23 protein-coding genes are annotated in these 20,438 nt (G+C 62.3%); 11 read left to right on the top strand and 12 right to left on the bottom strand.

Annotated elements, in window-relative coordinates:
• The first annotated feature begins 1 nt into the window (after window position 1).
• Window positions 2-334, top strand: coding sequence for a hypothetical protein (locus tag OKC41_RS09910; protein ID WP_039039727.1), 333 nt, complete (start codon window positions 2-4; stop codon window positions 332-334).
• A gap of 111 nt (window positions 335-445) precedes the next feature.
• On the opposite strand, the gene OKC41_RS09905 is transcribed toward OKC41_RS09910, so the two are convergent.
• The 3 genes from OKC41_RS09905 to OKC41_RS09895 all read right to left on the bottom strand — a co-directional run bounded on the left by OKC41_RS09905 (window position 446) and on the right by OKC41_RS09895 (window position 3,433).
• Window positions 446-1,045: a Yip1 family protein gene (locus tag OKC41_RS09905; RefSeq protein WP_029314835.1), complete on the bottom strand. Its 600-nt coding sequence runs from the start codon at window positions 1,043-1,045 to the stop codon at window positions 446-448.
• 237 nt (window positions 1,046-1,282) lie between these two features.
• The gene (locus OKC41_RS09900; RefSeq protein ID WP_010675794.1) at window positions 1,283-2,626 is read right to left on the bottom strand and encodes a potassium channel family protein; all 1,344 of its coding nucleotides are present in this window, start codon (window positions 2,624-2,626) and stop codon (window positions 1,283-1,285) included.
• A 225-nt stretch (window positions 2,627-2,851) separates the two neighbouring features.
• The gene (locus OKC41_RS09895) at window positions 2,852-3,433 is read right to left on the bottom strand and encodes a YjaG family protein (protein ID WP_042864483.1); all 582 of its coding nucleotides are present in this window, start codon (window positions 3,431-3,433) and stop codon (window positions 2,852-2,854) included.
• A gap of 161 nt (window positions 3,434-3,594) precedes the next feature.
• Here OKC41_RS09895 and OKC41_RS09890 point away from each other — a divergent pair, with 161 nt between their 5' ends.
• Entirely contained in the window at window positions 3,595-4,539 is a 945-nt protein-coding gene (locus OKC41_RS09890) for a D-2-hydroxyacid dehydrogenase (protein WP_010672810.1), read from the top strand.
• Between the two features lie 63 nt (window positions 4,540-4,602).
• On the opposite strand, the gene mepM is transcribed toward OKC41_RS09890, so the two are convergent.
• The gene (mepM, locus tag OKC41_RS09885) at window positions 4,603-5,940 is read right to left on the bottom strand and encodes a murein DD-endopeptidase MepM (RefSeq protein ID WP_010672809.1); all 1,338 of its coding nucleotides are present in this window, start codon (window positions 5,938-5,940) and stop codon (window positions 4,603-4,605) included.
• Between the two features lie 270 nt (window positions 5,941-6,210).
• On the opposite strand from mepM, the gene OKC41_RS09880 reads away from it, so the two are divergent.
• On the top strand, window positions 6,211-7,512 hold the full coding sequence (locus OKC41_RS09880; RefSeq protein WP_029313636.1) for a LapD/MoxY N-terminal periplasmic domain-containing protein: 1,302 nt from the start codon (window positions 6,211-6,213) through the stop codon (window positions 7,510-7,512).
• Complete coding sequence (locus OKC41_RS09875) at window positions 7,509-8,450, top strand: TAXI family TRAP transporter solute-binding subunit (protein WP_139700684.1); 942 nt, start codon at window positions 7,509-7,511, stop codon at window positions 8,448-8,450. Before OKC41_RS09880 ends, OKC41_RS09875 begins: the two co-directional genes overlap by 4 nt.
• Here OKC41_RS09875 and OKC41_RS09870 read toward each other — a convergent pair.
• Window positions 8,445-9,119: a transglutaminase-like cysteine peptidase gene (locus OKC41_RS09870; protein ID WP_041212317.1), complete on the bottom strand. Its 675-nt coding sequence runs from the start codon at window positions 9,117-9,119 to the stop codon at window positions 8,445-8,447. The genes OKC41_RS09875 and OKC41_RS09870 overlap by 6 nt on opposite strands.
• A gap of 76 nt (window positions 9,120-9,195) precedes the next feature.
• Window positions 9,196-10,134, bottom strand: a complete 939-nt coding sequence (gene znuA / locus OKC41_RS09865; RefSeq protein WP_201894597.1) for a zinc ABC transporter substrate-binding protein ZnuA — start codon at window positions 10,132-10,134, stop codon at window positions 9,196-9,198.
• 94 nt (window positions 10,135-10,228) lie between these two features.
• Here znuA and znuC point away from each other — a divergent pair, with 94 nt between their 5' ends.
• Both znuC and znuB read left to right on the top strand, forming a co-directional pair.
• The gene (znuC, locus tag OKC41_RS09860) at window positions 10,229-10,993 is read left to right on the top strand and encodes a zinc ABC transporter ATP-binding protein ZnuC (protein ID WP_010672804.1); all 765 of its coding nucleotides are present in this window, start codon (window positions 10,229-10,231) and stop codon (window positions 10,991-10,993) included.
• Between the two features lie 9 nt (window positions 10,994-11,002).
• Window positions 11,003-11,782, top strand: coding sequence for a zinc ABC transporter permease subunit ZnuB (gene znuB, locus OKC41_RS09855; protein ID WP_010672803.1), 780 nt, complete (start codon window positions 11,003-11,005; stop codon window positions 11,780-11,782).
• A 104-nt stretch (window positions 11,783-11,886) separates the two neighbouring features.
• Here znuB and OKC41_RS09850 read toward each other — a convergent pair whose 3' ends face one another.
• On the bottom strand, window positions 11,887-12,804 hold the full coding sequence (locus OKC41_RS09850) for a LysR substrate-binding domain-containing protein (protein ID WP_042014956.1): 918 nt from the start codon (window positions 12,802-12,804) through the stop codon (window positions 11,887-11,889).
• Window positions 12,805-12,895: 91 nt separating this feature from the next.
• Here OKC41_RS09850 and OKC41_RS09845 point away from each other — a divergent pair, with 91 nt between their 5' ends.
• A complete protein-coding gene (locus tag OKC41_RS09845) occupies window positions 12,896-13,753 on the top strand; it encodes a DMT family transporter (protein ID WP_010672801.1) in 858 nt (285 codons plus the stop codon).
• On the opposite strand, the gene OKC41_RS09840 is transcribed toward OKC41_RS09845, so the two are convergent.
• Complete coding sequence (locus OKC41_RS09840; protein WP_041214394.1) at window positions 13,750-14,340, bottom strand: uracil-DNA glycosylase family protein; 591 nt, start codon at window positions 14,338-14,340, stop codon at window positions 13,750-13,752. The two genes, OKC41_RS09845 and OKC41_RS09840, sit on opposite strands and share 4 nt — an antisense overlap.
• Window positions 14,341-14,442: 102 nt before the next feature.
• Between OKC41_RS09840 and rarD the strand changes: the two genes are divergently transcribed.
• Window positions 14,443-15,336 (top strand): EamA family transporter RarD, encoded by an 894-nt coding sequence (gene rarD, locus OKC41_RS09835; protein WP_039039736.1) that lies wholly within the window; start codon window positions 14,443-14,445, stop codon window positions 15,334-15,336.
• On the top strand, window positions 15,333-15,668 hold the full coding sequence (locus OKC41_RS09830; RefSeq protein WP_050498264.1) for a GIY-YIG nuclease family protein: 336 nt from the start codon (window positions 15,333-15,335) through the stop codon (window positions 15,666-15,668). Before rarD ends, OKC41_RS09830 begins: the two co-directional genes overlap by 4 nt.
• A 50-nt stretch (window positions 15,669-15,718) precedes the next feature.
• On the opposite strand, the gene pspG is transcribed toward OKC41_RS09830, so the two are convergent.
• The 4 genes from pspG to OKC41_RS09810 all read right to left on the bottom strand — a co-directional run bounded on the left by pspG (window position 15,719) and on the right by OKC41_RS09810 (window position 17,791).
• Entirely contained in the window at window positions 15,719-15,937 is a 219-nt protein-coding gene (pspG, locus tag OKC41_RS09825) for an envelope stress response protein PspG (protein ID WP_010672797.1), read from the bottom strand.
• A gap of 47 nt (window positions 15,938-15,984) precedes the next feature.
• Window positions 15,985-16,191 carry a PspC domain-containing protein gene (locus OKC41_RS09820; protein ID WP_010672796.1) on the bottom strand — a complete coding sequence of 69 codons (207 nt, stop codon included), beginning with the start codon at window positions 16,189-16,191 and terminating at the stop codon, window positions 15,985-15,987.
• Window positions 16,192-16,193: 2 nt separating this feature from the next.
• Window positions 16,194-16,856: a phage shock protein PspA gene (gene pspA, locus OKC41_RS09815; RefSeq protein WP_010672795.1), complete on the bottom strand. Its 663-nt coding sequence runs from the start codon at window positions 16,854-16,856 to the stop codon at window positions 16,194-16,196.
• A 206-nt stretch (window positions 16,857-17,062) separates the two neighbouring features.
• Window positions 17,063-17,791, bottom strand: a complete 729-nt coding sequence (locus tag OKC41_RS09810) for a 1-acylglycerol-3-phosphate O-acyltransferase (protein WP_039039739.1) — start codon at window positions 17,789-17,791, stop codon at window positions 17,063-17,065.
• Window positions 17,792-17,954: 163 nt separating this feature from the next.
• On the opposite strand from OKC41_RS09810, the gene OKC41_RS09805 reads away from it, so the two are divergent.
• Window positions 17,955-18,335, top strand: a complete 381-nt coding sequence (locus OKC41_RS09805; protein WP_039039817.1) for a hypothetical protein — start codon at window positions 17,955-17,957, stop codon at window positions 18,333-18,335.
• 54 nt (window positions 18,336-18,389) lie between these two features.
• Window positions 18,390-20,432, top strand: a complete 2,043-nt coding sequence (locus OKC41_RS09800) for a protein-disulfide reductase DsbD (protein WP_270671932.1) — start codon at window positions 18,390-18,392, stop codon at window positions 20,430-20,432.
• Window positions 20,433-20,438 lie beyond the last annotated feature (6 nt).

The following is a 20,438-nucleotide window of genomic DNA, read 5'->3' as shown; positions in this document are numbered from 1 at the left end:
AATGAACATGAAAAACGTGATCAAGATGCTGGCCGTGGCAGGCCTGATGAGTGCCGGTGTTGCCCAGGCTTCCGTCCCCGCCGACTTCAATGCCACCCCGGGTGTGCTGTTCGTGAACTGGCATGCCAGCGCCGCCATGGCCGGCAAAGCCAACCCCATGCTGGAGGTGCGCGATGAATCCGGTGATCTGGTGGCATCCGTCCACGCCAACCTGATGGGTACCCAGCAGGTACAGATCCCGAGCCGCGCCCAGGGCAACCTGACCGTCAGCCTCGGCGATCAGAGCAGCGATTACCGCATCCCGTTCGGCATCGGCAGCGGCAATCCCCGCTGATCAACGCAGACGACTTCCCTCCCGGGTCTGGCAAAGACACGCCGACCAGAGAGATCAACGACAAGGGCGCCATCAAGGCGCCCTTGTCGTCGTTGCCGTCGGCATACACGGCTACTGGGTGAAGACGGGACCGAAGCCGGATCCCCACAGGATGGCCGTGGCAGCCAGCACGCAGACCAGCAGCACCAGGCCGACCGTCACCACTGAGCTGGCGTAGATGAATCCCTGCTCCTTGGTGATGTGCATCAAGATGGGCACGCCGATATAGAGCAGGTAGACGGAATAGGTCAGCCCGACCAAACCGATGAGCATCACGAACCAGAGATGCGGGAAGAAAGCGGAGAAGCCCACCATGAAGAGTGGCGTGGAGGTGTAGGCCGCCAGCTCCAGCGAGGTCGTGTAGCTGGGATCCGAGCCGAAGGTATGCCCCATCCAGTGCACCAGATAGGAGAGTGCCAGCACGCCGATGATAAGGGTCACGTACATGGCGACCGACAGCTTGAATGCGCTGTTGGCGGTCAGGGTGATGGGATCGCCGACCCCGATGCTCCAGCCGATGTGAACGGCGGAATAGTAGGCGCAGATGGGAGGGATAAGGGCCACGAGCAGGATGTGGGTCAGACTGTTTCTGAAGCTGTCGTGCCGCTCGTCTATGGTATGCCATTCGGTGTGGGGATGGGCATACAATCCCCATAAGTGATTCAATATCATAGCGTTATTCCTTCTCTACATCGGTGGTTGGCGGATCGATACCGGGCTTTCTCCTCTGATTGCGTCATGTCCGGGCGCTGGTGGCTCCATCGCTTGCCATGGCATGCGATGACTTTAAATAAAGTCGCTCCACCGCCGCTGCGTCAAGCAAGGTCGCCGGGACAGCCGGGAGGGATGGGAAGACAGCAGGAGGGCACCGGCAGCGGGCACTGATGGCACCCGCCGCCGGCGCTCCCGTCAATACTGCTTGGTTTTCGAGGCAAAACCCGCGAGGAAGAGACCTGTCAGGAACATGCCACAGAAGGCTTCGATGGCCGACAGCAGTTGCAGTGGCGAGGAGGTCTGGGAGATGTCCCCATAACCCAGGGTCACGAAGGTGACGATGCTGAAATAGAGGGATCGTCCCAGATGGCCGTGGGTTGCAGACTCCGGCGCGAGGAAATAGGTCAGGGTCGCCAGCAGGATCACCCCCATCGACATCAGCAAGCTTCTGATGGGACGCTCCCCAAACCCCCAGGTGATGAAGCTGATGAACTTGCCCGCGCACTTGAGATAGCACAGCAGGGAGAGCCAGCACTTCGTCATCGGACCGCTGCGCAACCAGCGCTCCCGGAACAGCTCCCGCGGGCTCGCCAGGGACTTCATCTCGTGCAGCTTCTCCTTGTAGTAGCACTCGCCGGCGTCGACGGTGTCACCCACGCTGGAGAAGAGACGCTTGGCATTGCGATAGAGTTTGCTCGCCTCGTTGTGGTCGATCCGCCCATTGTCGTTGTAGACCACCTCCACCTTGTCCAGGTTGGTGTGCTCCATGGTGGCATCGAAGTTCTTGGCGCTGACGCTGAAGTTTTTCAGCACCGCCCGGGAGGAGTGGAAGCGGATCTCCTCGCACTCTATGGTGAAGTCCTGAAAGACCCCGTCCTCCAGCGCCAGCTCCCGCTTTTTGGCCCAGGCCCTGTGGTCCCACAGCAGGGAGTCGAACAGATCGAGCCCGATCACCCCGCCATTGACCCTGACCCCCTTGGCCGAGCAGTGCCACAGATAAACCTTGGAGTTGTTGACGGCCCCATCGAGAGAGAGCTCGTCGAGACAGGTAAAATCGAGCAACCGGCCGGAGATGATGGGGCTTTTGAGGGCAACACCGCCGATGTTGAGCAGACGATGCTTGCCCAGCACCTGGGCCTCCCCCTTGTTGTTCTCCGAGACCGAGAGCAGGCTTTGCACCCGTTTCACCTCGTCATTGCCATGTTTTCCCGCCAGCCACATGCTGTAAGGCTCGAAACGGGTCTCCGAGCGGATGAGGCCGCTCTTGCGCAGGGATTCCAGTGCACTCGAGGCGCTCTCATACAGGCGGACCTTGTCGTCGCTCATGTAGACACAAAGGCTCAGCACGCAGCGGGAGCTGATGAAGCGGGCGATGCCGATCTGGAAGATCACGCTTTTTTCTATCTTCTGCTCCGCCATCCAGTCGTCGAAATGGGGCAGCGACGCCACCAGCAGCGCCCAGATACGGGGATAATCGTTCTCACGCCGCCACTCGTTGAATTGCTCGGGGGAAAGCTGCCAAAGCTCTGTTGCATTCATAGATGACCTCAGTAATGGAGATGTTCTCGTCGGTGATTCTCTGTCAAGTGCAACCAATAGAAGCGAGCTTACAACAGCAACGAATGGCCCCTAAGAATCAGGAGAAAAAAAGTTAACCATTTGAAAAAAATGCATAAATGCTTTCTCACACACCAAAAAATGAACGCTCAGAGATAAAAAAAACTCCCGACCGGGAGCTTTTTTTATGGGCAGTACGCGATGGCGTTACGCCTCCAGGCTGATGCCGATGTTGGAGACGCCGTCCTGGGCCGCGAAGGCGCGGATGGCAAGGATGCGGTCGCTGTCCCGTTCATGGGCCACCCGTTTGAGCAGTTCGACCTGGAACTCCAGCTCCGCTTCCATGTACTCGTGCTCATAGAGCTCCTCATCGCTGAGATCCCGCTCTTCCAGCATCTCGATGAAGCCAGCGACCGTGCCGACAGACGCATGGCTGGCGTCGTTGGCCTCTTCCCCCACCCGGCAGATCACCGAGTTGTAGGCACAACCCAGCGCCACGCAGGCGTCCAGTGCCGGATAGGCGCCGTAGGATTCAAACTTGCGGGGATCGGGAATGTAAACTTCAAACGCTTCCAGAATGGCACCAAGATTGACGCGGGATCCCTTTACCGTCAGGTAGTTCCACATCTGATCCAGCGCGTGACGGAATGCCCTCGCATCCCCGAAACCGGAGGCCTGGGTAAAGAGCACATAGTTGGGGTACATGCGCTCTGCCAGCGCCAGGGTATAGACGGTTTGCTGCCAGGGCTGCAGCTCGGCCAGTCGCTTATAAAACTTGTCACCAAACACTGGAGTCGGATCCTTTGCAAAATGTGGGGCAGATTGTAGCCCACGAGGGCCCCGTCTAAAAATGAAAAAGCGCCCTGCTCGACTATCTTGCCCGATCAACTGGGGTAAGATGGAGACAGCATCCCTCTCGCCTTGCCATAAACACGATAAGGAACAAGAGTATGAGCCAACGTACCCTGCTGCTGTTGAGTCAGGACAACAGCCACTATGAACGCCTGCTCAAGGCGGCCCATCTTCCCCATCTGCACATTCTTCGGGCCGACAATCAGGCCGAGGCAGAACAGCTTATCGGCGACGCTCATATCCTGATGGCCGAGCCAGCCCGGGCCAAGCCGCTGCTGACCAAGGCCGGCAAGCTAAGCTGGCTCCAGTCGACTTATGCCGGAGTCGACGTGCTGCTGGACGCCAGTTGCCGCCGCGACTACCTGCTCACCAATGTCCGCGGCATCTTCGGCCCCTTGATGAGCGAGTATGTGTTCGGCCATCTGCTCAGCCTGACCCGCCAGTTGCCACTCTATCGCGAGCAGCAGCAACAGGGCGTCTGGCAGAGCCATCCCTATCAGGGCTTGAAGGGAAAGACGCTGCTGCTGCTCGGCACCGGCAGCATAGGGCAGCATATCGCCCACACCGGCAAGCATTTTGGCATGAGGGTGCTCGGCATCAGTCACAGTGGCCGTGAGCGTGCCGGGTTCGATCAGGTGTACCAGTTGCCGGCACTCAACAAGATGCTGGCCCAGGCCGATGTCATCGTCAGCGTGCTGCCCGCCACCCGCGAGACACGCCATCTCTTCACCGCCGAACGCTTCAGCCACTGCAAACCGGGCGCCATCTTCTTCAACGTCGGCAGGGGCAATGCCGTCCATGAGGGGGAGCTGCTGGCGGCACTGCAAGCCGGCAAGCCCGCTATGGCGGTGCTCGATGTGTTCGAGCAGGAACCTCTGCCCGCTGACAGCCCGCTCTGGCACCAGCCCAATCTCATCGTGACGCCCCACAACAGCGCCTACAGCTTCCCGGAAGATGTGGCCCAGATCTTCATCCGCAACTACATCCGCTTCATTGATGGTCAGCAGCTGGACGGCCGGATCGACTTTGACAAGGGTTATTGAAGCCGTTCTGCAATGAAAAGGCCCCGCCAGTTGGCGGGGCCTTTTTCGTCAGGAGGGCGCCGTTCAGCCCGCCTCCATCTCTTTGCGGTAGCTCTTCACCTTGGCGAGGAACTGACGCTTGTCCTTGCCGGAGAGCGGCTCCGCCATCGGCAGCTTGATCTTCATGGGATCCACCGGCCGGTTGTTGATGCGTACTTCGTAGTGCAGGTGAGCACCGGTGGAACGGCCCGTGTTGCCGGAGAGGGCTATCTTGTCGCCCATTTTCACCTTCTGCCCGGGTTTCACCAGCAGCTTGCTCAGGTGCAGGTAACGGGTCATCAGGGTACGACCGTGCTTGATCACGACATAGGTGCCTGCCAGCGGGTGGCTGGTTGCCTTGAGGACCACACCGTCACCGGTCGCCATGATGGGCGTGCCTACTGGCAGGGCAAAGTCGGTCCCCTCATGGGGCCGGACCTGCCCGGTAATGGGATGACGGCGATTCGGGTTGAAACTGGAGCTGACCCGGTAACGGCTGTGAGTCGGATAACGGCGGAAGCCGCGCTCCAGGCTGTTTGCCTGACCGTCATAATAGTTGCCATCTTCCGACAACCAGGCTGACACGGCCTTGCCTTGACTGAACACCTCGACCCCCAGCAACTGGGTATTACCCGTACTCTTGCCCTCGACCGTCTCCTGGCGGACCAGCACCTTGAACTTGTCACCCTTTTTCAAATCCTTGGCGAAGTTGAGGCGCCACTGGAACAGGTTGGCAATTTTCTGGATGTGGTTGGCCGGGATCCCGGCATTGCGGGCGCTGACGTAGAAGCTGCCGTTGATGACACCGTCATAGCTCTTCTGTTGCCACTCCACCTCTTCATTGAGCATGTTGGCGCTATAGGTGTCGTCGGTACGCTCCAGCACCAGGGTCTGCTTGATGTTCAGGCGGATCTTCAGCTGCTGCAGAATGTTGTCCTGATCGATCAGCAACTCGATGGTCTGACCGGGTTTGAGACGCGCCAGGTTGTTCTTGGCATCCGCATCCAGCACCTTGTAGAGGGTGGTGGTGGACAGCCCCAGGTTGTTGAAGATGGTGGTCAGGTTCTCGCCGTTGCGTACCCGGTAATCCTGCCATTGAGGCGTGGCATCCGCCGGGATGTCGTCTTCGGGAGCAGCTGACTCGACCAGCTCGTGATCCGGAATGTCGTTGAAGTCGGTGTTGTCTTCGTTGGTTGCGGTGCCCGTGGTGGCGATCGGCAACTCCAGACGCAGTGGCCGCTCCAGGATGTCACCGGGAGCTGGCAATACGGCTACCGCTGACAGCGTCATGGCCGTGAGCAATAGCATGGCATAGAAATGCTTGCGGGGAACCGGGGGTTCCCAATTGGCAGCCTGGGCTACCAAGGGACGGAGACGTTTCATCCGCTATCCTGTTATTAGATCTAAGGGTGGTGGTTGTGGGTCTGTTTTTATGAGTTTTTATTATGAAAACCGAATATCTGGCTTTTAGACCTAAATACTTACAAAAAGTTCATAGCTCCATGCACGAAACTCACATTTTATGCATAACCTTCCAGCATGGGCAGAAATGATCGTCATTTTCAGCCATTTTTTTCTATTTTTAAGAACCAAGTCCGGTTGTGGTGCTCTCCGGCCCAGAAAATGTTGCAAAAACATCTCCATGGAGTGGGTATGTCATTGGCAAAATTGTTAAATGTAATCATTCTGATCCTCTTCACCATCGGCGCCGCGCTGCTGCTCGTGCTGGAGATCACCACGGTACGACAGTCTATTCTCGACCAGATGTCGGCCAACCTTGAAACCGCCATCACCGCGCTGGGGCTGGTGCTGCAGGGTACCTTGCTCAACGATGACAAGGTCCTTGCCGAGACCATAGTGAACGCCATGTTCGATGGAGGTTTCGTCAACTCCGTCGTCCTGCTGGATCCGGATGGCCAGGTGCTGTTCCAGAAGGTGTTCCACACCGCACAGCAAAATATTCCAGGCTGGCTCCCCTCTGTTATCGACATGCCGCCGGTCAAAATTGAGCAGGAGTTGACCGACGGCTGGCGTATTCTCGGTACCCTCACGCTCGAGGGGCACAAGGGTTACGCCTACCAGCATCTGTGGAACGCCATCAGTCGTACAGGGCTCGCGTTGCTCGTCGGCCTGCTGGTGTTCAGCCTGGTGATCACCTGGGTGTGCCGCCGCCTGATGCACCCCCTCGAACAAGTCAGTCTGCAGCTAACCCGGATCCGCAAACGCCAGTTCAGCGGCAACCTGCCAACTCCGTGGCTTCGCGAATTGCAGGAAGTCGTCGTCTCCATCAACCAGCTGGTCTCCGAACGCAAACGGGACCTGCTGCAACAACGGCTCAAGATCACCCAGCTTGGCAAGCACGACGCTCTCCCGACCCACCAGAAGCTCGTTGGTCTGGTCGACACCGATGGCAACACCTATCAGCAGCATTTCTTCTCCACTCAGGGGAGTATCAGGCTCTACAGCCGCCTGCTACCCAAGCACCCCCCCACCACGGACAGCTCGCCGGATGAAATTCGGGCGCTGCTCAACGACTGGCTGACCCAGAAGGCGGAAGGGCTCCAGCTGCCTCTCAGCCTGCTCGGCCACCCAGACTGGGCGCAGTTTGCCCCCGTGCTGGCCAGCGCTCGTGGCAAGACGCTGGACTGGCGCTGGGATCTGGCTATCTTCCCTCCCCTGGCCGAGGAGCGACTGACTGCACTCCAGTCCCAGGGGATTGAGCTGGCGTTCAGCAATATCCCGATGAACAACGACAATCTGGCCAGGCTCGACCCTATCAGACCTGTCTTCATCAGTTGCCAGCTCACCCAGTCCCCCCTTTATTGGAACCTGCTTTCCCAATGCCTCCATGCTTCCGGCTACACCTTGCTGGCGGAAGCCGGCGACGTGAGCGATGTGGACATGCTGCGCAGTTGGGGCATCGATGGTTATGCCACTCAGGAGAATGCATCATGAGGATCCCGCTGCTGCTGCTTGCCCTGCTGTGGCAACCGACCCTCTACGCGACCACCATGACCATAGGCACCGGGGGGGAGCAAGGCATCTATTACCAGGTCATCAAGGAGTTCTGCAGACTGGCCAAAAAAAGTGACCCCACGATGCCCTGCAAACTGCAGGCCAGCTCCGGGTCCATCGAAAATCTCCGCCAGCTGAAAGCGGGAGAGGTCCCCTATGCCCTCGTCCAGTCAGACTGGCTCTATCAGGCCAGCCAGGGCACGGGGCCTTTTGTTGCCCAACCACAACGCGAGCTGAGGGCGCTCTTTGCCACCCACGCCGAACCTTTCACCATAGTGGTGCGAGCCGATGGGGATATCACCACCCTGGAGCAGCTCAAGCTGGCCCCCATCGACATGGGCCTGAAGAGTTCAGGCACTCGTCAAACGGCATTGGCCCTGTTCAATGTTTTGGGTGCAAAGGAGCAGGATCTTGATTTGAAGAGCGTCGCCAATCTCTCCGAAGCACTGTGCAGTAAACAGATCGATGCCTATGGCCTCGTCATGGGTCATCCCAACCGTATCGTGCTCGACACCGCCAAGCGCTGCGACGTGCGCTTCCTGGCGATAGAGGGGCCCGTCAGGGACCAGCTGCTCAAGGGGGTCAGGTATTATCAGCGCAGCCAGGTGCCGGCACGCATCTACCCGGGCAACCTCAAGGCAACCCCGACCTTCGCCATCGCGGCCACCCTGGTGACCCATGCCGCCACCCCGGATGACGAGGTCTATCGGCTGACCCGGGCCATGCTGAGCCAGCAAACTAGTTTCAACGCACAGACCTATGGCTATGCGAACCTGTTTCACAAGGCGCGCAACAAGATAGGCCCGGTGCTGAGTGTCGAACAGCATCCGGGCGCGGCAAAATATTTCGAGGAGTTGAAGGCGGCGGGCAAGTTATAGCTGGCGACGGGGGGAGCGCAGATGCTCGCTGGAGAAGCGGCTCTGCATCGAGGTCCACTGGGCCAGGCGATCGGCGCTCCCCGCCAGGGTTCCTTCGCGGCGGGATTTCATGATCCAGATGCTTTTGGCATCGAAACTGTAAACCGGCTGCAGATCATTGCGCTTGCTCCCCGGCAGGATGCGGCCATTGATGTTGTCCAGCACCAGGGGATCTGACTTGATGGTCGGGAAGTACAACGTCACCATGTGGAACTGGTTGTAACGAATTGCCTTCACATAGGCCAGCCGCAGCTTCTTCTCGTCGACCCCCAGCTCCATCAGGGTATAGTACTTGGCGATGCTGTAGTCCTCGCAATCCCCTCCTCTCGCCCCGATGAACTCCAGCGGATTGGCCCAATAATCATCATCCCCCCACAGTCTGGGATCCTCGCTGTAGGTCAGGTTGTTGAAGTAGTTGTTCACCAGCTCCAGCTTCTGCTGGTCCGTCGTTCCGGCCCTTGGCGTCAGCAGACGAGAGAAGGCCTCGGACCGCTGGATCGCTCTGGCGCCATAGACCGCCTGCATTTTTGCCCTGAGTTCCGGGCTGGCGATGTGTTCGGAAAGACCGGATGCCTGTATGCCGGATCCCAGCAGGGTCAGCGTGCAGGCAGAGACGAGCAACCATTTCATGACTGACACTCCATATCAGATGCTGGAGGTCAGTATAGTTGGCCGCGCCGCCTCTATCGTCAATGTCGGGCAAGGCCTAGCGGCACTGGGCGAAGGCATCCGCCAACTGCTGCATGAATTGCGGATAACCGTCCGGACCGAGCGGCACCTGCTCGCCGACTTCGTCCAGCAGCAGCACCTTGGCCCCGGTATTGCGGGCAACCGACTCGATCACCGCCGGGGAGAACTGCGGCTCGGCGTAGATGCAGCTCGCCTTTTTCTCTTCCAGCGCCTTGCGGATGTCAATCAGCGTCTTGGCTCCCGGGCGACGCTCCGGGCTCACGGTGAAGTGTCCCTTGGAGCTCATGCCGTAGTGACGCTCCCAGTATCCATAGGCTTCGTGGAACACGAAGTAGCCCTTCTGATCCACCGCCTCCATCTGCACGGCGATCACCTTGTCCAGGGCGTTCACCTTGCCCTCGAAGGCCGCGAGATTGGCGGCATAGCGCGCCTGGTTGGCAGGGTCCAGCTTGCCCAGTTCGGTCGCAATCGCCTCGGCAATCACCTTGGCCTGGGTTGGACCCAGCCAGATGTGGGGATCCACCCCTTCGTGGTGGTGCCCTTCATGGCCCTCGTCGTGCGAGCCGTGGTCGTGGGCGGCATGGTCATGATCCTTGTCATCATGGTGATGCTCGTCATGCTCCCCCTGGGTCGCATAGTTGTACAGCGGCATGCCGGGAACCTGGGTCAGGGTCAATACATGAGGATGCCGGGCAAGGGGTTTGGCCATGAAGCCTTCCAGTTCCGGACCGACCCACACCACCAGATCGGCCTCGTTGATGCTGCGAATATCGGAAGGGCGCAGGGAAAAATCGTGGGGAGACGCGCCGGTGGGCAGCAGCACCCCGGGCTCGCTCACGCCATCGGTGATCGCCGCCGCGATGAAGCCCAGTGGTTTGATGGTGGTCAGCACCTCGAGGGCACGGACAGGCAGACTCACCGCCATCAGGGCAGTGATCAGAGCAAGAATTCGCATAGAGGTCTCGTCAGGGAGTATGTGTGTGATAATATAACAAACCAACGTCGCTGTTATATTATAACTCTCACAGGCTGTAAACCCCGGAGCTGTCATGACCCAACTGGTGGAGCTGAAAGAGGTCTGTCTCTCATTTGACGGACGACTCGTGCTCGACAAGGTCTCCTTTACCCTGAACAAAGGCAAAATCACCACCCTGGTCGGCCCCAACGGGGCGGGCAAGAGCACTCTGAGCAAGCTGGTGCTGGGCTTGCTCCGCCCAGATTCGGGGGACATCGTCCGCCGCCGCGACCTGCGGGTCGGCTATGTGCCCCAGCGCCTCTATCTGGACCCCACCCTGCCGCTGACGGTGCGCCGTTTCCTGCAGCTTGGCAAGAACAGCCGCCTCTCCATCGAGGAGGCGCTCAATCGGGTCGGCGCCCAGGATCTGCTGGACAACCGGATGCAGAAGCTCTCCGGTGGCGAGATGCAGCGGGTACTGCTGGCCCGCGCCCTGCTGGTCAAGCCCGAGCTGCTGGTGCTGGATGAACCGGTGCAAGGGGTAGATATCACGGGCCAGATCGAGCTCTATGCCCTCATCAGCCAGCTGGCCGCCGAGTTCCACTGCGCCGTGCTGATGGTCTCCCACGATCTGCACCTGGTGATGGCCAGCACTCACGAGGTGATCTGCCTCAATCGCCACGTCTGCTGCCACGGCGAGCCACAGAGCGTGGCCCGCCACCCGGAATTTGCCCGCCTGTTCGGGCGACCGGAGCGGGAGGTGCTGGCGGTCTATACCCACCATCACCACTGCGATGGCGAACACCATCATCATGAACCGCAGGCTCCCGTCATCCGCCTGCCCTCTCGCAACAACTAGGATCTTCACGTGGACAGCTTTCTGTTATACGCCCTCGCGGCCGGACTCGGCATCGCCCTGCTGGCCGGGCCGCTTGGCAGCTTCGTGGTGTGGCGCAAGATGGCCTATTTTGGCGACACCCTCTCCCATGCCTGCCTCTTCGGCATCGCCCTCGGCATCCTGCTGCAGGTGGACCTCACCCTGGCGGTCGTGGTCTGCTGCCTCGCCATGGCGATGCTGCTGGTCATCATGAGCCGCAACCAGCAGGTGGCCACCGACACCCTGCTCGGCATTCTGGCCCACAGCGCCCTGTCGCTGGGTCTGGTCACCCTGAGCTTCATGGACAACGTGCGGGTGGATCTGATGGCCTACCTGTTTGGCGACCTGCTCTCGGTGCAGCCCATGGACCTGCTCTGGATCTACGGCGGCGGCGCCCTGGTGCTGCTCACCCTGTGGCGGCTCTGGGACCCCCTGCTCTCCATGACCATCTCGGAAGAGCTGGCCCGGGTGGAAGGGGTGCGGGTGGATGTGCTGCGCTGCGTGCTGATGCTGCTGATAGGCCTGGTCATCGCCGTGGCCATGAAGTTCGTCGGGGCGCTCATCATCACCTCCTTGCTGATCATTCCCGCCGCCACCGCCCGCCGCTTCAGCCAGACCCCGGAGCAGATGGCCGGCTTTGCCGCCCTGACAGGCTGTCTCGCCGTGCTGGGGGGCCTTGCCCTCTCCTGGTATCAGGACACCCCGGCCGGTCCCTCGGTCGTAGTCTGCGCCACCACCCTCTTTGTACTGAGCCAGTTCAAGCGCACCTGACCCGCTCCTGATGGCCCTGGTCTCGCCAGTGCCATCAGGCCTCCCGAATCAGACTCCTGCGTCGTGGGCTGCGCCGTCCATTCTGCATAGGGCCCCCAGCCCGTTCAGACGCGCCTGAGAGGCTCGTTTTCCCCGGGTCTCAGGCTCGCCTGCGACTCCTGCCACAGCCACTGACGCAACCGGCTGATGGCGGGTTCATGGGCGCGCGAGCGCTTGAAGACGAAATAGAAGTTGTCGCCGGTCTCGAGGGCGTGCAGGGGCAGCCGCACCAGACGCGGATCCTCCGGCTGCAACATGTAGTCGTTGATGAGCGCCATTCCCTGGTCCCAGTTCGCCGCCTCCAGCGCGAGCAGGATATGGCTGAAATGGTGCACTCTCGCCTCGGGGGGAATGGTCAGTCCCCCCATTTCGGCCCAGCGCCGCCAATCTTCCCCCTTCTCGCGGTAGATAGCCTGGATGGAGAGCAGCGGCAACTGCCACAGGGTGGCGGGCCACTCCCCTTCCACCTGCTGCCACATCCGGCGACTGCACACCGGCATCAGCCGCTCCCGATAGAGCAAATCGTGCATGTAACCCGGCCCTTCGGGGGAGACGGTGATGAAACCGTCCGCCACCCTGTCGGAGAGCTCGGGATCTTCCGCCACCATCTCCAGGCTGAGATCCAGCTCGGGATAGAGCTGGCGCAGCCCGGCCAGGCGCGGGATCAGCCACTTCACCGCAAAGGAGCTGTAGACCGCGAGCCGCACCCGCATCTCGCCGCCGCCGCGCAACTGCTCGCTGCTCTGGGCAATCTGGACCAGCCCGGCGGCGATCCCCTCGAAATAGATCTCCCCCTGGGGCGTCAGGGAGAGCAGCCGCCCCTGGCGCAGCAGCAGCCGCTCCCCCAGAAAATCCTCCAGCAGACGGATCTGGTGACTGACCGCACTCTGGCTGACATTGAGCTCCAGGGCGGCGCGGGAAAAACTCAGCAGGCGGGCAACCACCTCGAAATATTGAACGGCGCGCAGGGGGGGCAGCTTCATTATCCAAATTTCTCATGCGTGATGATTTTTTATCATTTTACTGGATAACAGGCCGCGGGCTACCCTCCCCTCATCTGAATCTGGAGGTGGTATGAATGCAGTCGGAATAGGCATCCTCTATCTGGTGCTCGGCAACATGGTGGCGGTCTTCTCCGATGCCCTGGTCAAGGTGCTGGAGCCGGACCAGCCCATTTTCCAGTTTGTCTTTTTCCGCCAGCTCTCCGCGGCCCTGTTGCTCGCCCCCTGGCTGCTCTGGTCCTGGCGGCGCAACCCGCCGGTAGCCCTCAAGTGGCACCTGCTGCGGGCCCACATCTGGGCCGTCGGCGTCTGCCTGATGGTGGTCGCCCTCACCCGACTGCCGCTCGCCACCGCCAACGCCCTCTTCTATGCCGCCCCGCTGCTGATGGTGCCGCTCGCGGTCTGGCTGGCGGGGGAGGCACTCTCGCGCCAGAAGGTGCTGACGGCGCTGCTCGGCTTCGTCGGGGTGCTCATCGTGCTGCGCCCGACCGAGGTAAACTGGGCCGCCCTGGCGGCGCTCGGGGTGGCGCTCTCCCTGGCGGTCAACAACCTGCTGATCAAGCGCATCCCGCTCCAGCAGCCCATCGCCCAGACCCTGTTTTTCACCAATGTGCTGAGCATGCCCTTCATCCTGGCGCTGGCCTGGTGGGAAGGGGGCGAGTGGCAATGGCAGATGTGGTGGCCCGCCTTCGGCTCCTCGGCGCTCATCATGGTCTACGCGGGGCTGTGCGTGATGGCCTATCGCAAGGCGGAGGCGAGCAAGATCGCCTCGGCGGAGTACACCGGGCTGCTGATGGCGGTCGCCATCGGGGTCTGGCTGTTTGACGAACAGCCAGGGCTGCCGCTGCTGCTGGGGTGCCTGTGCATCATACTGCCGCTGGTCGCCATGGCCCGCAGCAAGCCCAAGCCCCAGGCCGAGCCGGCGCTCTAGCCTGCCGGGTCAAGCAGGGGGGCGACCCTCTGCTGCAGATGGGGGATCACCCCCTGCTCGAACCAGGGGTTCTTCCTGAGCCAGAGGGTGTTGCGCGGGGACGGGTGCGGCAGCGGCAACCAGGCCGGGCCATAGTCCGCCCAGTGTCGCACCGTCTCGGTGAGCGATCCTTTCGCCGCCGCCCTCAGGTAGTAAGCCTGCGCATACTGGCCGATGAGCAGGGTCAGCTCGATGTTGGGCAGCAGCATCAGTACCTTGTCGTGCCAGGTGGGGGCACATTCCGGGCGCGGGGGCAGATCCCCCGACTTGCCCCTGCCGGGGTAACAGAGCCCCATGGGCATGATGGCGATGCGGGATTCATCGTAAAAGGTGGCCTTGTCCACCCCGAGCCACAAGCGCAGCCGATCGCCGGAGGGATCGTCCCAAGGGATGCCGCTGGCGTGTACCCGGGTGCCGGGGGCCTGGCCGATGATGAGCAGACGGGCGCGCTCGTTGCCGCGGATCACCGGCCTTGGGCCGAGCGGCAGGTGGGCCTCGCACAGGCGGCAGGCCCGGATCTGTTCAAACAGGGGATCGAGTCGGTTCATGGGCCCGATAGTACCAGAGTTTTCTCCCCGCTCCCGCTTGTGAAAGGGGCGGCGGATACTTATCATGCAGCCGCCATTGTTTAGTTTAATAAACGGAGAGAGATGAAGAACTGGATGGGCACCGGCAGCGCGGCCCTCTCATTCGTGCTGTGGGGCATGCTGCCCCTCTATTACCAGTTCATGCCCGAGATCAACATGTGGGAACTGCTCTCCCACCGGGTGCTCTGGTCCGTGCTGCTGCTGGGAGGCCTGCTTCTGCTCCTCGGCCAGCGGGTGCCCTGGGGGGCCCTGCGCGGCGATCCCCGGCAGCTCGGCCTCGTGCTGCTGGCAGGCCCCGTGATGTCCATCAGCTGGTGCATGTTCACCTGGTGCCTGACCACGGGCCAGGTGCTGGCCACCAGCCTCGCCTTCTTCATGACCCCGCTCTTCAACATCGCCTTTGCGGTGCTCTTCCTCAAAGAGAAGCTCACCCCGCAAAAACACCTGGCGGTGGCGCTCGCCCTGGCGGGGCTCGCCTACATGCTCTTCTCCTACGGCCAGCTGCCCTGGTTCTCCCTCGTGATGGGGGCCAACTTCGCCCTCTACGGCCTCATCAAGAAGAAGGTGAGACTGGACGCCGGTACCAGCCTCTATCTGGAGTCCCTGGTGCAGTTGCCCGTCGCCCTTCTCATCATCGGCTGGCTGACCTTGCAGGGCACCAGCCAGTTTATGGCCGGTGACTGGACCGAGCGCCTGCTGCTGATGGGCAGTGCCCCCGCCACCCTGCTGCCGGTGGGGCTGTTCTGCTATGCGGTGGCGCGCACGCCCATGAGCACGGTGGGGCTGCTGCAATACATAGAGCCGAGCCTCGCCTTCCTGCTCGCCCTCTTCTGGTTTGGCGAGATCCCGGATCCGGTGAAATCCGTGGGCTTTGCCTTCGTCTGGGCCGGCCTGCTGGTGAGCCTGCTGCCCCTGCACCGGCTTGGGCGCCAGCGGGCCAGGTGGCGCACCTCGTGACCCTCGCCACCCCCACTCCCTCCCGCTGGTTTGTCTATCTGGTGCGCACTGGCGCCGGGGCACTCTATGCGGGGATCAGCACGGATCCCGAGCGGCGACTGCGTCAGCACCAGAGCGGCAAGGGTGCCAGAGCCCTGCGCGGCAAGGGGCCCCTCTCCCTGGTATGGCAGCAGGAGGTCCCCGGCAAACGCGAGGCGCTGCGCCTCGAGTACCGCCTCAAGCAGCAGAGCAAGGCGTTCAAGGAGCGCCTGGTACACGAGCCGGCGCTGTGGCACGGCTGGAGCCTTTCCTGGCTTGCCACCCCGCACACCGACCCTGTGTCGCCCCCATAAAAAGGGCCACTGCAAGCAGTGGCCAAGGAAGGATGCGAAATCAGGGAGGCTTAACGGTAGGTGTTCGACTGCTTGCGCCTGTTGCTGAGTAGCCAGCACACCACCAGCACCACCAGCAACCAGGGCGCCAGCTTGATGATGAGGGCAAACATGCCGGCCAGGGCGCCAAACAGCACGAAGACCCCGCTCACCAGCAGCATGGCCAGCACGGTGAATCCGGTCAGCGCCATGCCGATCAGCACCAGGATCAAGACGATAAATTCCAGCATGTTGTGCTCCTCACGGGCTGGCACTTGCCGACGGGGCGATCCGGAGATCACCCCAGCCACCGTTGAAGTTCACGGCGGGGAGGCATGACGAGCACCCCCACCAGATAGAGCGCCAGGGCCAGCGGTGGCATCAGGATCAGGGCGAGCAGGGCCACCACCCGCACCGTCACTCTGGACACCCCCAGCCCTCTGGCAAGACCGGCGCAGACCCCGGTCAGCTTGCGATGGGCGAGATCCTTGGGCCAGGGTGTCATGGTTATGCCTCCACCTTCTGACCCTTGAGCCGGGCCAGCTCCCGCTCAATCTCGTCGTTCAGCTCCAGCTCGCGGAACTGGGCCTCGAGGGACGGATTCTGCCCCAGGGTCGCCGCCTCCAGCTGGGCCTCCAGCTGATCGACCCGGTTCTGGAAGCCGTCGAAGCGGGCCACCAGCTCGTGCATGCGCTGGTTGTCCACCTGGGCACGGGCGCGGATGCGGCTGTGGGCGGTCTGCTCGCGCAGGGTCAGCATCTTCTGCTTCTCCCGCGCCTCGGTCAGCTTGGCCGCCAGTCGCTCGCTGTCGGCGGTGAGCTGGGCCAGCACTTCGGCCACCCGCGCCTTGTCCTCTTCCAGCCGCTCGCACTGCTTCATCTCCGCCAGCTTCTCGGTGAGGGCGGCACGGGCCAGATCTTCGCGGCCCTTCTGGATGGCGAGTTCGGCCTTGGCTGCCCACTCCTGGATCTGGTTGCGCAGCGCCTGCTGATGGCGCTCCAGCTGTTTCTGTTCGGCGATGACGCGGGCGGCCTGGGTTCTCATCTCGACCTGGACCTGCTCCATCTCCTCGATCATCAGCCGCAGCATCTTCTCCGGCTCTTCGCTCTTGTCGAGCAGGCTGTGCAGGTTGGCATTGATCACGTCGGTCAGGCGGCTGAATACGCTCATGGTCTGGCTCCTTGTTGATGGGGTGTCACTCTCTTCCCATGACATTACAAGAGCCGTGCCAGAATATTTTTTCCTTTATTTACAATTAGATGAAAGTTAACGATGGATGTCCATTGGATACAACGTGGTGAAAAAAACCAACAAGATGGTGATTTTCACCAATAAAAAAGGGAGCCAGCGGCTCCCTCTCTTCTCTGCAACCGGGCTCAGGCCGCCGGCCGATGGCCGAGCTTGCCATCCAGCTCCGCCAGCTTGGCTTCCATCTTCTCCCGGCAGGTGTCGGAGAGCTCGCGGATGCCGGCGGCGCCGTGCTCCTTGCTGCACACCGGGGCCATCACCTCCAGCAGCACCTCGCCGTTGTCCCAGCGGTTGAGATCGACCTGACCGAAGTAGCTGGAGCAGACGATGGGCACCACGGGCACCTCGGCCTGGACGGCAGTGTGGAAGGCCCCCGCCTTGAACGGCAGCAGACCGCGCCCCTGGGAGCGGGTCCCCTCCGGGAACATCCAGATGGAGGTGCCGCGATGCTTGATGCGATCCACCACCTGGCCGATGGTGCCGATGGCGCGGGAGCGGTTGGAGCGGTCGATCAGCACGTTGCCGGAGAGCCAGAAGATGAGGCCGAAGAAGGGGAGCCACAGCAGGCTCTTCTTGCCCACCGCCACCACGCCGGGCTGCACGGCGCCGGTCACGGTGAAGATGTCGTAGTTGCTCTGGTGATTGCAGACGTAGACCGCAGGTCCCACCGATTTGACCTCGTCGGCCACCGTCACCCGGACCTTGAGGCCGATCAGCGGGCAGACCGCATGATACATGCGGGCGAAGACATAGACGTTGTTCGGGTGGCGCGGGCGCACCAGACAAAGCAACAGGCCGAACAGGAACCAGAAGACGAGCAGCAGTGCCAGCAGCAGCACACGGGCAAGTTTGAGCATCGAACACCTCGGAATTTGACTCGGCGCAGTATACTGGTCCCCCTTTTAGCGAACAAGCGTTCGCCAGACAGAACCGACCAGCCCCGGACGTCACCGGTCACCCCGGCTTGCCCCACCCGCCATTGCCCGCTAGGATGTGGCCATCTTGATGAACGGGGCGAGCATGATTTTGCAACAACGCGCGGCGACACGACTCCTGCTGCTGGTCTGCCTGCTGGTGCTCAATTGCGCGGCCCAGCCGCTGGCCCGCCTCGCCCTGCTCGATCACGCCGTGAGTTGCCAGACCCTGCCCCAGTTCGCCTCAGCCGACGACCAGGCTGACAAGGGCACGCCCGCCAGTGTGCAGCCCAACAGCTGCCAGCTCAACGGCAAGTGGCTGAGCGCCGCCAGTCTGCTGTGCGTGGAGCAACTCTTCTTCGCCATCGCCTTCGTGATTGCCCTGCTGGTGCCCCTGTCACGGCGCGCGCCGGCACTGCCTCCCCCCATCAATGTCTCGCCGCCGGAGCGGCGACTGCACCTCACCCTCTGCGTCTGGCGGGAATGAGTTCAGCCGCGCTTTTTCAGCCTGCTGTCACTCATTTTTTGCGAGACCCAACACATGTCGAATCTCTTCAAGGCGGCCCTGCTACTGGGCAGCCTGCTGTGGCAATCCAGCGGATTGGCCAGCGATACGGGGTGGCTCACCCGCCCCCAGAACAGTCACGCCAAGGTCAGGCTGCAAGCCGACCGCAGCGTCCCGGATCAGACCCGCATCCTGCTCGATGTCCAGCTGGCGTCAGGCTGGAAGACCTACTGGCACAGCCCGGGTGAAGGGGGCATTGCGCCCCAGATCCTGTGGGATGAGCCGGTCGGCGACTTCCAGTGGCACTGGCCCACGCCGCGCCCCTTCGAGGTGGCCGGGCTCAACACCCAGGGCTATCAGGAGCAGGTACGCTTCCCCCTGAGCCTGGGCTACCCGGCCGGGCAGCCGCTCAAGGGCACCTTGCGCCTCTCCACCTGCAGCAATGTCTGCATCCTGACCGACTACCCCTTCACCCTGGCGGTGGATGGGCAGGCGCCGGCCGGTTTTGACTTCGCCTGGGCCCGGGCCATGAGCACCCTGCCACAGACGCTGCCCGCCGACACCCGGGTCGAGCTCGGCTACCAGCACAACCTGCTGCAACTGCAGGCCGAGCGGGCAGAAGGCTGGCAGGAACCTGCGCTCTTCATCGATGCGCTGGAGGGGGCCGAGTTCGGCAAGCCCGCGCTCGAGGTAAGCGGCACCACCCTGATTGCCCGGGTGCCGGTCAGCGACGGCTGGCAGGGGGATGCCCCAGACTTGCGCGGCCAATCCCTCGGCCTGCTGCTCACCAGCGGCGAGCAGGCCTGGCAGACCCGCGCCACCATCGCCGATCCCCTCGCCCTGCCGGCCCCAGGGCAGCCACTCCTCTGGCTGCTGGGGGCGGCGCTGCTCGGCGGTCTCATCCTCAACCTGATGCCCTGCGTGCTGCCGGTGCTGGCCCTGAAACTCGGCTCCGTGTTGCAGCAGCAGGGGCGCGAACAAGGAGGCGTGCGCAAGCAGTTCCTCGCCGCCAGCGCCGGGATAATCACCTCCTTCTGGGTGCTGGCGGCCATGAGCAGCCTGCTGCGCGCCACTCAAGGAGCCGTCGGCTGGGGGATCCAGTTCCAGAGCGCCGGTTTCATCGGCTTCATGGTGGCGGTGACCCTGCTGTTTTGCGCCAACCTGCTGGGGCTGTTCGAGATAAGGTTGCCCAGCAATCTCAGCACTCGCCTCGCCACCCGTGGCGGCGAGGGGCTCGGCGGCCACTTCCTGCAAGGGAGTTTCGCCACCCTGCTGGCCACTCCCTGCTCGGCCCCCTTCCTCGGCACCGCGGTGGCCTTTGCACTGGCGGCGCCCCTCGGCCAGCTCTGGCTCATCTTCACGGCCCTCGGCCTTGGCATGAGCCTGCCCTGGCTGCTGGTGGCGGCCCTGCCGCGCCTTGCCCTCTGGCTGCCCAAACCGGGGCGCTGGATGGGGCAACTGCGCATTCTGCTCGGGCTGATGATGCTAGGCTCCAGCCTCTGGCTGGCGAGCCTGCTTGGCAACCATCTGGGCAGCACGGCCACCGGCTGGCTGATGGCCGCCATGGTGCTGGCACTGCTGATGGGCATCCTCTGGCGCTATGGCCTGCGCGGTTTCACCCTGGCCCTCTCCCTCTCGGCACTCATCGGCGCCGCCCTGCTGCTGGGGGGCGCCCTCACGGTGAAAGGGGGTGGCAGCGTCGATCGCATCGCCTGGCAGCCGCTCTCCGAACAGGCCATCGCCGACGCCCTGGCCCAGAACAAGCGGGTCTTCGTGGATGTCACCGCCGACTGGTGCGTCACCTGCAAGGCCAACAAATACAACGTGCTGCTGCGTGACGAGGTGCAGCGCGCCCTGACGGCCCCGGACGTGGTGGCCCTTCGCGGCGATTGGAGCCGGCCGAGCGATGCCATCTCCGCCTTCCTGCGCCAGCGTGGCGCCGCCGCCGTTCCCTTCAACCAGATCTACGGGCCCGGCCTGCCGGAAGGGGTGATCCTCTCTCCCCTGCTGGACAAGGCCGACTTGCTCGACAGCTTGCACAAGGCCGGCCTCGTTCAGGCCGATGCCACCCATTTCTAAGGAGAA

It is taken from the genome of Aeromonas sp. QDB17, from assembly GCF_027705305.1.
GTDB lineage: Bacteria > Pseudomonadota > Gammaproteobacteria > Enterobacterales > Aeromonadaceae > Aeromonas > Aeromonas caviae.
Note: the sequence above shows the minus strand (reverse complement) of the source record. Positions and strands in the feature narration are given on the sequence as shown.

What these genes read in the sequence shown, in the direction of transcription:
- mepM (WP_010672809.1), bottom strand. Translation starts at nt 5,940, where the DNA reads ATGAAACGTCTCCGTCCCTTGGTAGCCCAGGCTGCCAATTGGGAACCC.
- OKC41_RS09845 (WP_010672801.1), top strand. Translation starts at nt 12,896, where the DNA reads ATGAATGCAGTCGGAATAGGCATCCTCTATCTGGTGCTCGGCAACATG.
- pspG (WP_010672797.1), bottom strand. Translation starts at nt 15,937, where the DNA reads ATGCTGGAATTTATCGTCTTGATCCTGGTGCTGATCGGCATGGCGCTG.
- pspA (WP_010672795.1), bottom strand. Translation starts at nt 16,856, where the DNA reads ATGAGCGTATTCAGCCGCCTGACCGACGTGATCAATGCCAACCTGCAC.
- OKC41_RS09900 (WP_010675794.1), bottom strand. Translation starts at nt 2,626, where the DNA reads ATGAATGCAACAGAGCTTTGGCAGCTTTCCCCCGAGCAATTCAACGAG.
- OKC41_RS09910 (WP_039039727.1), top strand. Translation starts at nt 2, where the DNA reads ATGAACATGAAAAACGTGATCAAGATGCTGGCCGTGGCAGGCCTGATG.
- OKC41_RS09840 (WP_041214394.1), bottom strand. Translation starts at nt 14,340, where the DNA reads ATGAACCGACTCGATCCCCTGTTTGAACAGATCCGGGCCTGCCGCCTG.
- OKC41_RS09880 (WP_029313636.1), top strand. Translation starts at nt 6,211, where the DNA reads ATGTCATTGGCAAAATTGTTAAATGTAATCATTCTGATCCTCTTCACC.
- OKC41_RS09870 (WP_041212317.1), bottom strand. Translation starts at nt 9,119, where the DNA reads ATGAAATGGTTGCTCGTCTCTGCCTGCACGCTGACCCTGCTGGGATCC.
- OKC41_RS09805 (WP_039039817.1), top strand. Translation starts at nt 17,955, where the DNA reads ATGATTTTGCAACAACGCGCGGCGACACGACTCCTGCTGCTGGTCTGC.
- znuA (WP_201894597.1), bottom strand. Translation starts at nt 10,134, where the DNA reads ATGCGAATTCTTGCTCTGATCACTGCCCTGATGGCGGTGAGTCTGCCT.
- OKC41_RS09810 (WP_039039739.1), bottom strand. Translation starts at nt 17,791, where the DNA reads ATGCTCAAACTTGCCCGTGTGCTGCTGCTGGCACTGCTGCTCGTCTTC.
- OKC41_RS09875 (WP_139700684.1), top strand. Translation starts at nt 7,509, where the DNA reads ATGAGGATCCCGCTGCTGCTGCTTGCCCTGCTGTGGCAACCGACCCTC.
- OKC41_RS09850 (WP_042014956.1), bottom strand. Translation starts at nt 12,804, where the DNA reads ATGAAGCTGCCCCCCCTGCGCGCCGTTCAATATTTCGAGGTGGTTGCC.
- rarD (WP_039039736.1), top strand. Translation starts at nt 14,443, where the DNA reads ATGAAGAACTGGATGGGCACCGGCAGCGCGGCCCTCTCATTCGTGCTG.
- znuC (WP_010672804.1), top strand. Translation starts at nt 10,229, where the DNA reads ATGACCCAACTGGTGGAGCTGAAAGAGGTCTGTCTCTCATTTGACGGA.
- OKC41_RS09800 (WP_270671932.1), top strand. Translation starts at nt 18,390, where the DNA reads ATGTCGAATCTCTTCAAGGCGGCCCTGCTACTGGGCAGCCTGCTGTGG.
- OKC41_RS09905 (WP_029314835.1), bottom strand. Translation starts at nt 1,045, where the DNA reads ATGATATTGAATCACTTATGGGGATTGTATGCCCATCCCCACACCGAA.
- OKC41_RS09890 (WP_010672810.1), top strand. Translation starts at nt 3,595, where the DNA reads ATGAGCCAACGTACCCTGCTGCTGTTGAGTCAGGACAACAGCCACTAT.
- OKC41_RS09820 (WP_010672796.1), bottom strand. Translation starts at nt 16,191, where the DNA reads ATGACACCCTGGCCCAAGGATCTCGCCCATCGCAAGCTGACCGGGGTC.